The 14,914-nt window shown below is 42.8% G+C and carries 12 protein-coding genes and 1 pseudogene; 10 read left to right on the top strand and 3 right to left on the bottom strand.

Going from position 1 to position 14,914, the window contains the following annotated elements:
• Positions 1-32: 32 nt before the first annotated feature.
• Together MARME_RS02385 and MARME_RS02380 are read right to left on the bottom strand one after the other, a co-directional pair.
• Complete coding sequence (locus tag MARME_RS02385) at positions 33-809, bottom strand: SDR family NAD(P)-dependent oxidoreductase (RefSeq protein WP_013659677.1); 777 nt, start codon at positions 807-809, stop codon at positions 33-35.
• 59 nt (positions 810-868) lie between these two features.
• Positions 869-1,327: a nuclear transport factor 2 family protein gene (locus MARME_RS02380; RefSeq protein ID WP_013659676.1), complete on the bottom strand. Its 459-nt coding sequence runs from the start codon at positions 1,325-1,327 to the stop codon at positions 869-871.
• Positions 1,328-1,556: 229 nt separating this feature from the next.
• Here MARME_RS02380 and MARME_RS02375 point away from each other — a divergent pair, with 229 nt between their 5' ends.
• The 4 genes from MARME_RS02375 to MARME_RS02360 all read left to right on the top strand — a co-directional run bounded on the left by MARME_RS02375 (position 1,557) and on the right by MARME_RS02360 (position 5,451).
• On the top strand, positions 1,557-2,132 hold the full coding sequence (locus MARME_RS02375; protein WP_013659675.1) for an RNA polymerase sigma factor: 576 nt from the start codon (positions 1,557-1,559) through the stop codon (positions 2,130-2,132).
• Positions 2,133-2,137: 5 nt separating this feature from the next.
• Complete coding sequence (locus MARME_RS02370) at positions 2,138-2,872, top strand: ChrR family anti-sigma-E factor (RefSeq protein WP_013659674.1); 735 nt, start codon at positions 2,138-2,140, stop codon at positions 2,870-2,872.
• A gap of 286 nt (positions 2,873-3,158) precedes the next feature.
• The gene (locus MARME_RS02365) at positions 3,159-4,871 is read left to right on the top strand and encodes a GNAT family N-acyltransferase (protein WP_013659673.1); all 1,713 of its coding nucleotides are present in this window, start codon (positions 3,159-3,161) and stop codon (positions 4,869-4,871) included.
• A gap of 274 nt (positions 4,872-5,145) precedes the next feature.
• On the top strand, positions 5,146-5,451 hold the full coding sequence (locus MARME_RS02360) for an isoamylase early set domain-containing protein (protein ID WP_013659672.1): 306 nt from the start codon (positions 5,146-5,148) through the stop codon (positions 5,449-5,451).
• An 87-nt stretch (positions 5,452-5,538) separates the two neighbouring features.
• Here the strand turns inward: MARME_RS02360 and MARME_RS22235 are convergent, their stop codons facing one another.
• Positions 5,539-5,703, bottom strand: a complete 165-nt coding sequence (locus MARME_RS22235; protein WP_013659671.1) for a hypothetical protein — start codon at positions 5,701-5,703, stop codon at positions 5,539-5,541.
• A gap of 305 nt (positions 5,704-6,008) precedes the next feature.
• On the opposite strand from MARME_RS22235, the gene betB reads away from it, so the two are divergent.
• The 6 genes and pseudogenes from betB to MARME_RS02325 all read left to right on the top strand — a co-directional run bounded on the left by betB (position 6,009) and on the right by MARME_RS02325 (position 14,897).
• The gene (gene betB / locus MARME_RS02355) at positions 6,009-7,466 is read left to right on the top strand and encodes a betaine-aldehyde dehydrogenase (RefSeq protein WP_013659670.1); all 1,458 of its coding nucleotides are present in this window, start codon (positions 6,009-6,011) and stop codon (positions 7,464-7,466) included.
• A gap of 13 nt (positions 7,467-7,479) precedes the next feature.
• Positions 7,480-9,147 (top strand): choline dehydrogenase, encoded by a 1,668-nt coding sequence (gene betA / locus MARME_RS02350; RefSeq protein ID WP_013659669.1) that lies wholly within the window; start codon positions 7,480-7,482, stop codon positions 9,145-9,147.
• 394 nt (positions 9,148-9,541) lie between these two features.
• Positions 9,542-10,795, top strand: a complete 1,254-nt coding sequence (locus tag MARME_RS02345; protein ID WP_013659668.1) for a D-amino acid dehydrogenase — start codon at positions 9,542-9,544, stop codon at positions 10,793-10,795.
• A gap of 100 nt (positions 10,796-10,895) precedes the next feature.
• A complete protein-coding gene (locus MARME_RS02340) occupies positions 10,896-11,276 on the top strand; it encodes a RidA family protein (RefSeq protein WP_013659667.1) in 381 nt (126 codons plus the stop codon).
• A 33-nt stretch (positions 11,277-11,309) separates the two neighbouring features.
• A pseudogene (locus MARME_RS02335) lies at positions 11,310-12,173 on the top strand (IS5 family transposase).
• 1,620 nt (positions 12,174-13,793) lie between these two features.
• Complete coding sequence (locus MARME_RS02325; protein WP_013659665.1) at positions 13,794-14,897, top strand: hypothetical protein; 1,104 nt, start codon at positions 13,794-13,796, stop codon at positions 14,895-14,897.
• Positions 14,898-14,914: the final 17 nt, after the last annotated feature.

The raw sequence follows: 14,914 nt of genomic DNA, 5'->3' as shown, positions 1-14,914 counted from the left end.
CTAGATCAAATAATTAAAAGCCATTTAATGTTTTATGTAGGGTTTGGTTTCGTTGCATTTAATCTTAGCCAAGTTTTAGGAAAAGCTCTGGCCAACCACAACATAACACTTAATCTTTTTGGGAACGCATACTCAAACGGGCGACGTTCAAGCGCGCCTAAAATTCGATTGGCTGCGACCTCAGAAGACATTAAAAAGGGCATAGAAAAGTCATTCTTTTTCGTTAAAGGTGTATCGACAAAACCCGGTAAAATGCAGGAAACATCAATATTAAATTGCTTCAGATCCATTCTTAAAGACGATAAAAAGTAACGAATGGCGGCCTTACTCGCCCCATAGGCTTCGGCTTTAGGAAAAGCCGCGTTGACGGCTTGGGAACTCACTCCCACCAATAAAGGGTTATCCGCTTTTTTCAACATAGGAAGGCACACTTCCACGCTATTCACCAAGCCGATATAGTTGATGTGGTTCATTTTCGACATCATCGTCCAATCCGGTTCGTCAATATCAAGGTATTCACACGTACCCGCATTCAAGATCGCAATATCGAGTGTGGCGCTCTCTTGTTGTAGCGCGTTTCGGACGGCATCAACGCTTTGTTCATTAGCGATATCAAATGCAACAAACGACAGCGCACCTTGCTCACTATGAAGCCCATCGTCTGAATTCAACAAAGGCTCTAGCGCCCCTTTTGATCGTGAGGAAGCAATCACTTTCCAGCCTTTGATCAGGTACTTTTCAACCAGAGAAAAGCCCAAACCTGAGCTCGCTCCCGTTATCCAAACGGTGCCTTTGTATTGGGTCGTCATAGAGTAGGCTCTCGGTTAACTTCGACGTAATTCACGGTTTTCACTTCCTGCCAAACGGTTTATTTCACATTTGCCAAGCGTTGTTTGAGCATTTTTACAAATGTTCCCATCACAGGAATATGCTCATAAATCATTTGCCCCATGTCATATACATCTTCATGGAAGTAAATTCGATCGGTATACTGGATTTGAGTCATGCCACGAACGACATGTATATCACTGCCCAATTTAGGGTGACGAAAGTACATATTCCATTTTATGTAAGCCTTATCTTCACTCACAAGTTGGTCTAAATATTCGAAACGACCATATTCAACGTTTGCACTCATTTCAGTCAGGTAAGCGTGAACGAACTCAATTCCTTGCAACTCATGCACTGGGTCTTTGAAACGCACAGAAGAAGTGTAAATATCACTAATCTTTTCAAGCTGTGGACGCTGAACATCCTCATAAAAGGCTTTAAACCTTTCGACCAGCATAATATCTTGTTCACTTTTTAACTCAGGTGCTTCTATCATGGCATTTGTTTCATAAATATTAGTTCAGTAAATTGAAGGAATTGGATAACTCATTGAAGAGCTCAGCGGTCAAACAAAGATCTCAACAATCAATACGCGTTCCAGTAAGCTCTGGATCAAATCCATCTTAAAAGTAAAAGTTACTGATCCAAGCTAAACTAACAGACGTATAGAGGTTAAACAGTAAACTGTATCCCCAGTTTGCTCGAACTTTTCGATGGAGTATGCAATGGAACAGACAAACAATAACGAGCGTAATATTACGTTATTGGACGACATGTTCTCGGTCGCTAATAATCGCGATCAAGCAGCGTTAACTCGCCTATTTGATCACTTCGTACCTCGTATTAGAGCTTTTTGTTTAACGGCTCAACCGGGGGCGAACTTAATGGCGGACGACATCGCTCAAGAGGTCTTAATACGCATCTGGAACAAAGCACATACCTACAACCCAGAATCGGCGTCTTTAAATACATGGGTGTTCACGATTGCTCGGAACGCTCGTATTGACTATCTGCGAAAAAATGGACGCTATCAAACGGGAATTGACCCTGAATTTTTATGGGATGACATCGAAGATGAAAGTTCAGACCCGTTTCGCGAAGCGCAGCAGAAACGCGATCAGGAAAATATTAATAGCAGTTTAAAGCAACTTCCATCCGATCAAAGACAGGTATTAGCAAAAGTGTATCTGGAAGGCAAAACCCACAAAGAAGCGTCAGAAGAATTAAACATTCCTCTTGGCACTATTAAGTCGAGAGTCAGACTTGCTCTCAACAAACTGACCGTTATCGTTAGGAGGTAGTTATTATGATTCACTACCACCCAAGTTTGGATCTACTGACTGAATATGCATCAGGCTCGGTTACGCTTTCGAAAGCGTTAGCTGTTTCAACGCATCTTGAGCACTGCAAACATTGTCGCGATCAAGTTCGTAAATTGGAGCAAGTTGGGGCTGAGCTGTTTTCAACTCCGTCTGTTCCTTCTGGCGTCAATCAATTGGACCAACTGAAAGCAAATCTGTTATCAAAAATAGCGATCGATAAGCAGCCTAATAATGTACAAGTGAACTCGGCCTCTAAAAGTACGGCCATAGAAAAGCGCCACTTAAGCGCCAAAGAGCACCCAAGCTTAAAAGAACAATACAAGGTACCGAAAAGCCTTCGTCAGCTGGTTCCAACCGCGTACGATCGCCTAAAATGGATGAAGCTTTCGCCAGCGGTGCAAATTGCCACGTTAAGCAATGAAAAAGACGGCACTCAGGTCGCTCTGACGCGCATAAAAGCAGGTGCGTTTATTCCATCGCATACCCACACAGGCGACGAATACACCTTGGTGCTTGAAGGCGCGTTTTCTGATGAATCAGGCGTCTACAAGAAAGGGGATTTCATATCTCGCGACGCGCGCCACAAACACAAGCCGGTCGTAACGAAAGATGCGGAATGCATTTGTTTAACGATTACCGAAGCGCCGATTGAATTCACAGGTTGGATAACACGACTGTTGAATCCTCTTGTGCGCAAGTATCACCCAAGCGCGTCCTAACCACGGCACTGAGTCAGTCATCTGTACTGAATCTATGCGCCTGTAAATCAGCTCTCCCTTGTGTCTGTCTAAGAACGAACACAAGGGAGTTTTTTTATTGTATGACAGTGGTGCTCCAAGCCCTTCCGACACACCTCACCTGCAATCTTCAAACATAGCCACTCTATAACACTGTCTTATTTTTGACATCTTAGTGTCATCCAGTTGTCACCCGTTCGTCTTAATCCTGTCACGGCTAATTCTTAATCTGGTTGGAATATGAACAAGATTACGTTTGGAGCCAGCCGTGATTCAGGTTGAACAACTTATTGCCAATAAGTCACCTCAATTTCTAGAAAGAAGTCATCTTATTACTCGTCCGACCATCAGTGTATTAAGAAAATTATTCCATGAAGATGAGGTAAACGCGTTTCTAGAAGAAAATGAAAACTCTGTTGGATTCGAGTTTATTGATCGCGTACTTGACCATTTCAACTTTGGCTATCAGGTGTCACAGGTCGACCGCCGTAATATTCCCGCTGTTGGACGTACCGTTATTGTTGCAAACCACCCTCTTGGCGCACTCGATGGCTTGGCTTTGCTACGACTCATTGGTGAAATACGCCAAGACGTAAAGATCGTAGCAAACGATTTATTGATGGGATTCGACGCCCTCAAAGGGTTAGTTTTACCCGTCGATAACATCGGTGGTAAAACAGGACGCAAGCAAGTTAAAGCCATTATGAACTGTTTGCACAACGAAGAAGCCGTGATTATTTTCCCAGCTGGGGAGGTTTCTAGACTGTCTCCCAGCGGCGTAAAAGACAAAGGTTGGAGCAGTAGTTACCTAAAGATCGCTCAAAAAACAAATAGCCCGTTATTGCCCGTTCACATCGGTGGACGTAATTCGATGATGTTTTACACCAGCTCAATTCTATATCGTCCTCTGTCAACACTTCAGCTTGCAAATGAGATGTTTCGCCAGCGCAATCGCCGTATTCCAATGCAAGTTGGGCAAACCATACCGATTCAAGAATTGGCGCAACTGCCGTTGAGCGACAAAGAGAAAAACAAGCTCGTTAAACGTCACCTTTACCGCATCGCAAAAGGGAAAAAACCGCTTCTTAAAACTGAAAAAACGGTTTCTCACCCACAAAATCGTCAACACCTAAAAAATGAGCTAAAAAACGCAGAACATTTGGGAGCGACAAAGGACAATAAACAAATATACCTCGTCGACTTCGAACAAAACTCCGTTGTTATGCAGGAAATAGGTCGTCTGAGAGAAATCGCTTTTCGTAAGGTCGGCGAAGGAACGGGGGAACACAAAGACCTCGATAAGTACGATCATTACTATCGTCATCTCGTTTTATGGGATGAAGAAGAACTGGAAATCGTTGGCGCTTACCGTATTGGGGAGGTATCCAAGTACCTTCAAGAAGGGGCCGACCAAGGTATCTACAGCTCTGAGTTATTCCGCTATAGCTGCGACATGGAACCTTACTTTGCGAAAGGTATTGAGCTTGGACGAAGCTTCGTACAACCGAAATATTGGGGAAAACGCAGCCTAGATTATCTTTGGTATGGTATTGGCGCTTATTTGAATCGCCACCCAGACATTCAATACATGTTCGGCCCAGTGAGCCTAAGCAACAGCTACCCACAAATGGCGAAGGACATGCTTGTTCACTTTTATCAAAAGTACTACGCCGACAAAGAGTTCTTAGCCGCGTCGTTTACACCATATAGAATTACGGCGGAACACAGACCGCTGTTGGATAATATCTTCTCAGGTGAAGACTACGATGAAGACTTTAGAACCCTGAAAGAGCAATTAGGCCATTTGGGAGCCAGCGTCCCTACTTTGTTTAAACAATACAGCGAACTGTGTGAGCCTGGCGGCGTGCGCTTCTTAGACTTTGGTGTCGACGCCGATTTTGGTTATTGCGTGGACGGGTTAGTACTGGTAGATCTAAAAAAAGTGAAAGAAGCCAAAAGAAAACGCTATCTAGGCGAGTAACATGACAAGGAAGGTTCTCGCACCTTCCTTGTGCTGAAACAGAGTAATTTGCACAAAAAGCAATCAGTTGAACCATTATGTTTTGTAAAATTCAGCGATTCGTGATCGTAAAAGCCGAATATGGTCTACACTCAAAGCGTCAGTTTATTGGCGTGAGACTTGCTACATGAATTATAGATCGATGGCAGTAATGGCAATGTGACATAACTAGACAGGGTATTCATGGCCTATCTAGATGTGCTGTTCATCTCATTAGTTGAAAATGGAGTTGGAAATGATTGAGAAAACCTATCTTAAAACCAAACCTCAGTGCAAAGTGAAATTTGCGCTTCCTGCTGAAAAACTGAATGGTGCCAAAAAGGTCGCTCTCGTGGGTGATTTTAACGGCTGGGATGACAAGGCAACACCAATGCGTAAGCAAAAAACAGGTGTCTTTGCCTCTACACTAAATCTAGATGTGGATGCCGACTACCAATTTCGTTATCTAGTCGATGGTGAGATTTGGATGAACGATGAATCTGCAGACGGTTACGCTCAAAGCCCTGTTAGTCATGATGCTAACTGCGTGATCTCGGTTTAATACCCGCTATATAAGACAACTTAATAATACGCATTCTGTACTCTGAGAGCGATTTCTCGCTCTCAGAGTACCTTTCTATTGTGTTATTTAGTTCGCATGATGGCCGTGCTTTTTCTCGCCTTCTTGCTTTTCGCAAGTTTGCGACGCTTTGCTTAGCGCATTCTTTTTACGGGCTTTCACTCGTGACAGATAAATGAGCTTTGCAATTAGCATTAAGCCTAATATAAGTAAAATTGCGACTCTTAAGTCCATACTAGCCTCCATCTTATACGCTTATTGAGACTCTTTTAGTTTAGACTCAGACATTCAATATATCTGTTCAATTTACAATCAACTCAAGAATACTTGACGTAGGTTACATAACACTCCTGTTATATCGTTTAAGCATTTGACACTCTGTATCACATTAGAATCTCCCCTAAAACCTGCCTAAAAACGCCATAATAAGACATTAAGTTCGAAGAAAAGCTGAAAATGTAACCGAATTTAGGTACAATTCTTTTTTATTAAACGGTCATTTAATAAAAATCACGCAATTCAAGAAATCGAGGTAAGTCATGACACATAAGCAGCAATACATTCACGGACGCTACGTTGAGTCGAGCACTGGCGAGCATTTCGAAACGATTAACCCCGCAACGGGTGACGTCATCGCCACCGTAGAACAAGCAGGCGAAAAAGAGCTTCAGGCTGCAATTGACTCTGCAAAAGAAGGTCAAAAAGTTTGGGCAGCCATGACAGGCGTAGAACGTGGCCGTATTCTTAAACGTGCTGCCGACTTACTTCGCGAGAAAAATGACGAACTTGCACTTCTTGAAGTATTAGACACAGGTAAACCAATTCAAGAAGCCAGCATCGTTGATATTGAAACAGGTGCTGACGTAATCGAATATTACGCAGGCCTAACCGACAAAGTTCAAGGCGACTATCAAGATCTCGGCGCAGGTAACTTCTATTATACTCGCCGCGAACCGCTTGGTATCTGTGCCGGTATTGGCGCATGGAACTACCCTATTCAAATTGCAATGTGGAAATCTGGCCCAGCACTGGCTGCGGGCAACGCAATGATTTTCAAACCGTCTGAAGAAACCCCTCTTACTGCCCTAAAATTAGCAGAAATATACACAGAAGCTGGGTTACCTGATGGCGTATTCAACGTTGTACAAGGTGATGCACGTGTTGGTCAAATGATCACCGGACACCCTGAAATAGACAAAGTGTCTTTTACGGGTGAAGTCGGAACAGGTAAAAAAGTGATGGCCGCGTCTGCGTCTTCTTTAAAAGACGTAACCATGGAATTGGGTGGCAAATCCCCAATGATCGTCTTCCCAGATATGCCTGTTGATCAAGCTGTTTCGGGTGCTATGGTGGCTAACTTCTACACACAAGGCGAAGTATGTACTCATGGTACACGCGTATTTGTTCACGAAGACATGATCGAAGCGTTCAAAGCGGAACTAAAAACTCGTACAGAAGCGATGATTATCGGCGATCCTACTGACGAAAATACGCAAGTAGGTGCACTGATTTCAAAAGATCACATGAAGAAAGTACTTGGCTATGTTGATGCAGCAAAAGAAGCTGGCGCGACGCTTTTATGTGGCGGTTACCAAGTCACTGAAAACGGTTTAGACAAAGGCGCATTTGTCGCACCGACTGTCTTCGTTGATTGTACTGACGACATGCCACAAGTACGCGAAGAAATCTTTGGTCCTGTTATGTCTGTTCTGACATTTAAAGACGAAGAAGAAGTGGTTCGCCGAGCTAACGATACGAAATTTGGCTTGGCAGCAGGCATCTTTACCAAAGACATCTCGCGTGCTCACCGTGTGATAAATCAACTACAAGCCGGTATTTGCTGGATCAATACATGGGGTGCATCACCAGCTGAAATGCCAGTAGGTGGATACAAAGAGTCTGGAATTGGCCGCGAAAATGGCATCGATACACTGTACCACTACACTCAAACTAAGAGTGTCTACGTTGATCTAAACGACGTACCGAACCCTTACTAGAACAGAGGTCGTAATGATGAACGAAACATTTGACTACATCATCGTTGGGGCGGGGTCTGCGGGCTGTGTACTGGCAGACCGACTGACTGAAAGCGGTGAAAACAAAGTACTCTTGCTCGAACGCGGCGGGTCAGACAAAAGCATTTTCATTCAGATGCCGACGGCGCTGTCATACCCGATGAATACTGAAAAGTACGCATGGCAGTTCCATACGGATAAAGAAGAAGGCCTAGATGGCCGCGAAATGCACTGCCCACGAGGAAAAGTACTGGGCGGTTCTTCGTCCATTAACGGTATGGTCTACGTTCGCGGTCACGCGTGTGACTTTGACGAATGGGAAGAACACGGTGCCAAAGGCTGGAATTACCAAAACGTTCTGCCTTACTTTAAAAAAGCTGAGAGCTGGACTGGCGGCGCAGACGAATACCGTGGTGGTGATGGGCCACTTAGCACCAATAACGGTAACGACATGACGCTAAACCCACTTTATAAAGCCTTTATTGATGCAGGTAAAGACGCAGGGTACGGCGAAACGGAAGACTACAATGGTTACCGTCAAGAAGGCTTTGGTCCAATGCACATGACGGTCAAAGACGGCGTTCGTGCTTCGACCTCAAATGCCTACTTGCGTCGTGCTATGAAACGCCCAAACCTAACGCTTAAAACTGGTGTTTTAAGTCGTAAGGTGATCTTCAATGGTAAAAAAGCGGTCGGCATCGAATACGATATAAACGGCAAAGTGACAAGTGCTTCGGCCTCTAAAGAAGTCATCTTGTCGGCAGGCTCGGTTGGTTCTCCGCAATTATTGCAATTGTCAGGAGTCGGGCCAAAAGCCGTACTAGACAAGGCTAATGTCCCCTTAGTACAGGACCTACCGGGCGTAGGTGAAAACCTGCAAGACCACCTAGAAGTCTACTTCCAATATCGTTGTAATGAGCCAGTCACGCTAAACGGTAAGCTTGATCTCATCAGCAAAGGGTTAATCGGTACACGTTGGATTCTCTTTAAAGACGGGCTCGGTGCGACTAACCACTTTGAATCCTGTGGTTTCATTCGATCTCGTGCTGGCTTGAAATGGCCGAATATACAGTATCATTTCTTACCTGCGGCGATGCGTTACGATGGACAAGCCGCGTTTGATGGTCATGGCTTCCAAGTCCACGTCGGTCCTAATAAGCCTGAAAGTCGAGGCAAGCTCTGGATTGAATCAAGCGACCCAGCCGCGAATCCACGTATTAAGTTCAACTACATTAGTACTGAGCAGGACAAACAGGACTGGCGCGACACCATTCGACTGTCACGTGAGATTCTTCAACAACCTGCACTAGATAAGTTCCGAGAGGACGAAATCCAGCCAGGTATGGACGTGCAAAGCGATGAAGAAATCGATCGTTGGGTAAAAGACAACGTAGAGAGTGCTTATCATCCTTCGTGTACATGCAAGATGGGATCAGATAACGACCCAATGGCCGTACTGGATGAAAACCTAGCCGTACGTGGTCTTCAGAACTTGCGAGTCGTCGATTCGTCAATCTTCCCGACCATTACTAATGGTAACCTGAACGCCCCTACTATCATGGTCGCAGAACGTGCCGCAGACATCATCTTAGGTAAAAACCTATTGCCTGCTGCTGGCGCTCCTGTTTGGATTCACCCAGAATACGAATCTAAACAACGTTAGTATCTCAGACCATAGATACATAAAAAGTCGAGACATCAGAGCCAGTTAGAGCAATCTAGCTGGCTTTTTTATTGTATTCATACTCAAACCCGCACTCTCTTTTTTCTTCTTTGTTAACTTGCTTGCCAATATGTTCAATATTGGACAGCGACATTTGCCTCGAAACACTCGCCTCAAATAAAGAAGCGTTATCCACACGCTGAAGCCACTAGACTTATTCACACCTTCCCTTAGGAAGTGGACTCTACTAAGAGATATAAAATGAAAAGTATATAACACCATAAATAACAAAAAATTAGAAATATAAAACCACAACAGAGTAAAATATAAGTTACAAACACTTCAAATTAGCCAATATAATTCCCATATATTCTGTTTATATTGGAATTTTATTATGAATGTTTGTGTTCTTGGTTCTGGCGTAGTGGGATTGACTTCCGCTTACTATTTAGCCAAAAAAGGGATTCAAGTGACGGTAGTAGACCGTCAAGAAGGACCTGCACTCGAAACCAGCTTCGCCAATGCAGGGCAAATTTCACCGGGGTACTCCGCACCTTGGGCCGCTCCTGGCATCCCGCTGAAAGCTGCAAAATGGCTTTTACAGAAGCACACGCCATTACGCGTCAATTTTGCGCCGTCTGCCGAAAAGTACAAATGGATAGCAAATATGCTAGGCCAATGTACAGAAAAGGCCTACAACGTAAACAAGTCTCGGATGATGACACTAGCAGAATACAGTCGTGATCAGTTCATCGAGCTTCGCAAAAGCATTGGAATTCAATATGACGACAGACAACTCGGCACACTCCAGTTGTTTAGAACCCAACAACAAGTCGATGCAGCGCAAAAAGACATCAAGGTATTAACCTCATTAGGGGTCAAACACGCCTTATTAACCGCTAAAGAATGTACCGACATTGAAACCGGATTGCATCCTGTAGTCGAAAAACTGGCAGGCGGCTTACGACTACCAGGCGACGAAACAGGAGATTGCTATCAGTTCTGTCAAAAACTAAAAGCAGAATGTGACGCATTAGGTGTGACGTTCCGCTTTGAAGAAAGCGTGCAATCCTTAAATACAGAACGAGGTCGTTTCAAAAGCATAACAACAGACAAAGAAACACTTAAGTTTGATAAAGTGTTGGTCTGTCTTGGCAGCTATTCGACTAAAATGATGGCTGACCTCGATATTAAGATTCCAGTTTACCCTGTTAAGGGCTACTCATTAACGGTTCCTATTCAGGACGAAGCGTTCGCGCCAGTCTCTACCGTTATGGACGAAACGTACAAGGTCGCCGTTACTCGTTTAGGTGGCCGTATCCGTGCGGCAGGAACGGCTGAAATTGACGATTTCAATATGGATCTGCCGAAATCGCGTACCGATACCATTCGACATGTTGTTGGGGATTTATTTGGTCGAAGCTGTGACCTTAGCGAAGCGGAATATTGGACTGGGTTAAGGCCAATGACACACGATGGCACACCGATTATAGGCGCAACTCACATACCAGGTCTTTACTTAAATACTGGGCATGGCACCTTGGGTTGGACAATGGCGTGTGGTTCAGGTCGAGTTATTGCGGATCTAATGAATGGAACAGCGACGGACATCGAAACCACAGAGCTGTCATTAAACCGTTACCAATAACAAAGAAAGTTTGGCCTTCGTATGCCTTTATAATCTGAGATTTATTGGGCATCTAACATTTATTGAACATCTAACATCCATTTAACACTATAGGTATTTTATGTCGATTGAACGCTATGAAACCAAAGCACGTATGAGTCGCGCCGTTGTCCACAATGGAACGGCTTACTTTTGCGGACAAGTTGCAGAAGACCGCAATGCGGACATCACTCATCAAACTCAAACAATGTTAGCAAAAGTTGATGCATTGTTAGAATCAGTAGGAAGTGATCGACAGCACTTACTCTCTGCCACTATCTACTTGAAAGACATGAGTCTGTTCGCAGAAATGAATGCGGTTTGGGATAACTGGGTGCCAGAAGGTTTCGCGCCTGCTCGCGCTTGTGTGCAAGCTCAAATGGCATCTCCTGAGCTGTTAGTCGAAATCTCAGTGGTTGCTGCAATTAGGGAACCTCTGAAAAAAGACGAACTTATGGCATGATGCTCTTTATTCCTTTCGACTAGGAACAAAATCATGAATCCGCTCAGTTTTTCCGATGCCGAATATAATAGCAAGCGTAAACAAACAAAACGCGAGCGCTTTCTTTTAGAAATGGATCGTGTGATTCCTTGAAAACGCTTAGAAGAGTTGATCTCGCCTTATTACCCAAACTGTAAGGGCAAAGGACGCAAACCCTGTGAGTTTGGCACTATGCAGAGAATCTACTGTTTGCAGCAATGATACAACTTAAGTGACCCAAGGATGGAAGCATTACTTTACGAGATTCACTCGATGCGTCAGTTTGCCAAACTGCCCTTTAGTAGAGGAACTATTCCAGACGAAACCACGATTCTTCATTTTCGTCATTTGCTTGAAAACATCAACTGACGCAGGTAATTTTAGCCGATGTTGCCGAGTATCTAAATGAAAGGGGTTTGATACTACGTACAGGTAGCATCGTGGATGCCACGATTATTAACGCTCCCCCTTCGACTAACAACAAGCAAAAGGCGAGGAATTCTGAAATGCACCAAACAAAAAAAGGTAACCAATGGTCTTTTAGTATGAAAGCACATATCGGAGTCGATGCCTGTAATGGTTTGGTTCATAGCGTCCATATCACCACTGCCAATGTTCATGATATTGTGGCGACAGAACACTTATTGCACCGCCAAGCAGCTATCCACCCAATAAGCTAAGCGATAAGGAAAAAGAGACCAGACGAACGAGTTCCAAACGCTTGTCGAGTATCCGAGCCAAAGTAGAGCACCCCTTTCGTATTATCAAACGTCAATTTGGCTACACCAAAACACGCTATAAGGGATTGCATAAAAATGGCGTCAACTAAACATGCTGATTGCCTTAGCGAATTTATATCATGCGCGTAAGGCGTTGTGATGTGTTTGCAGTACTCTTACACATAGGTCAAGAGCAACAAACACAACGGAAATGTGACGATTTATCCGAGAAATGAACTTTCTTAGGGCAAAATGAGCAATAAGTTATGCACAAGGGAGCTGTGTTTAATCAGAACAGAGGTTCCTTAGTTCAAAGTAGGTAGCAGTGCTGAGTATGATCAATGTAAATTTGACGGTATGTACTAAAGGTTTAACCCCACCGTCTACTATAATAACATCAAAATATTGTAATAGATCTAGATCGATTCGGCATTATTAGGGCAAAATCATTTGTAGCAAAAATGAATAGTGTTCTGAGGTAAATATTTTGCGCTACAACCCATTGCTGAAGAGTATATAAGAACATGGGTATTGAATGACGTCCTGCTATCTAAGGAACCTTAGGGAGCGAAGTGCATTGATTTCCCTTCAAGCGCATCTTGACCTTTTCCTTGAACGTTATCATCAATAATATGCTCTTTGGCAATGTTTTAAGCAGCGCTTAAGGAACAACCCACTTTAATCAAGAAGATCTATATAAAATTAGAATCCTTTAGATACTCCTTTTAGGAACATAAGACTCTGAAATACAAGTAAATGGATGAGGTCACCTTCGTTTATCGTCAAAAAATAACATCCAATTCCAAAGCCAGTCACACCTAACCTCTGAAGTGACGACCAAAACAGAGTTTAAATCGTGTGTTCACATATTTATGTGTTACATACAGTTAATATGTTTAATTTTGTAATATATATTGGAAAAACAATGCATTATCGCTAACATATGGCTCCTCTATTTTGTACTGTCTCCCCTATTTTCGATATACAAAATATTTTTAATATATTCTCGTTTTCCCCATTTTTCATGCAAAATTCATCAAACCTGTAACATCCTCACTTCTCTTGAAGCTTATTTTTCACAAAATATCATATTGCTATTGAGTTTATTTTACATTTTTTCTCATGGTTCTGACTTATCCACCAATAATCAATAGAAGCTGTCATAAATAGCCAAAAGTTAGATTGTATTTCAGTTTTTTTTTACACTAAACTGAATTCATGCGATTCAATTCACATTTCAAAAAATGACAAAGGAGGAATGCCGTGCATCTATCAGCCGACTACAAGGAACGAAATATGTATCCATATCCTGTTTCTGACACGAATTGACACCTCTATTTTCGCTAGTCGAGCTTTCTTAAGAAGGATCTTAAATCAGTGTTCAAACACTGGACTTAGGTTTAGTCACATGTGGCTTTAAAACAAACAACAACTTCCGTAGGAGCTGTTATGGAAACCCTAAACAAAAAGTTCGAAACTGATACGAAAGACTCAATTAACGTAAATTTACATGTGGACTCAAGCCACAATAGCCAACCGAATGCCCCAAAAGAGCCCAAAGAGCACACTGTGTGGTCAACAGTTAGTAACTTAACCGACCTTGCGCGAGACTGGATACATTTGCCCCGCGGAAGGTTTGTCACTATCACATTCATTATAACCCTATTCCTGCTTGTGCTACCTGCTACCTGCTACCTATTTATTTTTTAGACTAATACGTACTAGTTAAGGCTCGTTTCAGGACGAGCCTGCCTTTTTATTTTCCAAAGGGAGTAACCACATGTCCACATTGAGAAAAATCACTACGCAAGAACAAATAGCCTTAGTAAAAGCATTTAGGCAATACTCAGAGAAGATTCAGGGCGCAAACTACAAGTACAAAAAAACAGACCTTGAACCTATTGTAAGAGCTGTTGACGCCTTAAAAGATGAGTTTTTACCCATTTTTAGAAAGAATATGCATGTAAAAGAAAGACTTATCGATAAAACTGAAACTCAAGTGGTTCAGATATTTAAGTTCAATGACGAAGACTTACGCTCTTTATTTACTGAAAGACAACCGGCTCAATACTTATTAAATTCGCGCAATATCACGAGCACCCTGAAAGGTCGCCTGATTATATGCAGCCTCCAAAACTTAGGTTATTACGAAGCGCCCGACATTCACTCTGAAAAGGCTCTTTACGAAGTAATAGTATCTGAAATATTTAATTCTAAGCCACCGAATTTGACAAGTTTGAATTTGGAAGGCTTTTACCAGTTGGTCAGATTAAGCTTTAACAGTAGCTTCCCTGGACACGTTGCCACTTCACTTGTGGAAATCTACAACGATATTGATGTTTTACGATATCGAACGATCAACAGCTATACCCAAATGCAAAGTGGATCAGACAAAGGACTAGTAAGAGAAAGGAGATCCAGCGGTTTTCTCTTCGACTATCAAGGTCAAATCCTATTTCTAGGGTCGATCAACTATAGTCACCTACACATGTATGATATTAATCACAACCTAACTGAAAAAGAAAAAGAAAAGGATAAATATAACTATTACCCTGAAATTATCCTAGCTCACCCACACGGAGGCGACCAACTAAACCTACGCTCACTTATATTAGGTCACTACCCCTACCTATCTCTACCAGTAAGTAGTAGAGCATATTTTATTCGACAGCCTCATCTATCAGGTAAAAATATTGACGAATTAGCCAAAGAAACAGCCGAAGTGACCATAGATGGTGATAAACAAGAAATACCTCGCTACTTTGGCAACATTAATCCAGATAACTTAGACCTAACTAATCCCCTACACAAAATAGTTAAGAAGAGCCTTCCATTTATCAAAAACTCAATCGAAAGCACCTATAGTCACATGCTTACTCCTTAGCTTATTAGAGCTTTATA

Source organism: Marinomonas mediterranea MMB-1, from assembly GCF_000192865.1.
In the GTDB taxonomy this organism is placed as follows: Bacteria; Pseudomonadota; Gammaproteobacteria; order Pseudomonadales; family Marinomonadaceae; genus Marinomonas; species Marinomonas mediterranea.
Note: the sequence above shows the minus strand (reverse complement) of the source record. Positions and strands in the feature narration are given on the sequence as shown.